Source organism: Microbacterium sp. ARD31, from assembly GCF_031844425.1.
In genome coordinates, this window is the sequence record NZ_JAUZVE010000130.1 from 1 (window position 1) to 1,306 (window position 1,306).

General features: G+C 65.0%; 1 protein-coding gene. It reads right to left on the minus strand.

Features of this window, described 5'->3' with window-relative positions; genetic code table 11:
• Window positions 1–32: 32 nt before the first annotated feature.
• Window positions 33–1,237, minus strand: a protein-coding gene (locus tag Q9S36_RS51575) for an IS3 family transposase (protein WP_311292447.1) whose coding sequence is annotated in 2 segments (ribosomal slippage) — window positions 33–950 and window positions 953–1,237 — 1,203 coding nt in all. Because the reading frame shifts where the segments join, the coding sequence is not laid out codon by codon here.
• Between the last annotated feature and the right edge of the window lie 69 nt (window positions 1,238–1,306).

Consider the following 1,306-nt stretch of genomic DNA (forward strand, 5'->3'; position numbering starts at 1 on the left):
GGGTCTGCTGCACGGACCGGTGACAGTTTCGGTTAGGCCGCCTGGGAGGCGGTTGGGGTCATGATCAGCTCGTATTCGACCGGGGTCAATCGTCCGAGAGCGGCCTGCCTGCGACGGCGGTGGTAGGTCCTCTCGATCCATCTGACGATCGCGATCCGCAGTTCCTCACGCGTGGACCAGGAACTGCGGTCGAGGACGTTCTTCTGCAGCAGCGAGAAGAAGGACTCCATGGCTGCGTTGTCGCCGGCCGCGCCGACGCGGCCCATCGAGCCGACCATGTCGTGCCGGTTGAGCGCGTGGACGAACTTCCGGCTACGAAATTGCGACCCGCGGTCGGTGTGCAGGACGCAACCGGCCACATCACCGCGCCGCGCGACGGCGCTGTTCAACGCGGCGACCGCCAACGACGACTTCATCCGTGAGTCGATCGAGTAGCCGACGATGCGGTTGGAGTAGACGTCCTTGATCGCGCAGACGTACAGCTTGCCTTCCCCGGTCCAGTGCTCCGTGATGTCGGCCAACCACAACTCGTTCGGGCCGGCGGCGGTGAACTCGTGCCGGACCCTGCCCTTGTCATCGGTGACCGCGCACAGGTCGTCGTGGACCGGCGGTCCGGGCTTCTTGCCGTTCTTACCGCGCTTCTTGCCGTGCGAGGACCACCAACCCGACTGGGAGCAGATCCGCCAGGCGGTCCGCTCGGCCATCGGTTCGCCGACCTCGAGTGCTTCGTCGGCAAGGAATCGGTAGCCGAACTCGGGGTCGTCCTTGTGGGCGTCGAACAACGCGTTCGCGCGATAGGCCTCGGTCAGCTCGGCATTGGTGACCGGGCACTTCAGCCAGCGGTAGTAGGGCTGACGAGTGATCTTGAGGACCCGGCACGTCACCGCCACAGGCACCCGCAACGGGGCGTCCTTGGCGGCCAGCTCGCGGACGAGCGGGTACATCATTTTCCCGGCAGGTTGGCCTGCGAGAGGTAGGCCGCGGCACGGCGCAGGACCTCGTTCTCCTGCTCGAGGAGCTTGATCCGCTTGTTCGCCTCACGAAGTGCATCGGACTCAATCGCCGGCGTCGAGCCACCCGATGACCTGGACGAGTTCCGTTCGTCGATCGCAAGCCACCGCTTCAGACACGACGGCGAGATGCCGAAGTCCTTCGCGACCTGGGCCATCGAGGCATCTGAGTCCCGGTAGACCCGGATCACGTCCTCGCGGAACTCTTTGGGAAACGCCTTGGGCATGGTGCACATCCTTCCAGCGCCGACTCACATCGACGCAGATCAGATGTCACCTATCCGTGCAGCAGACCC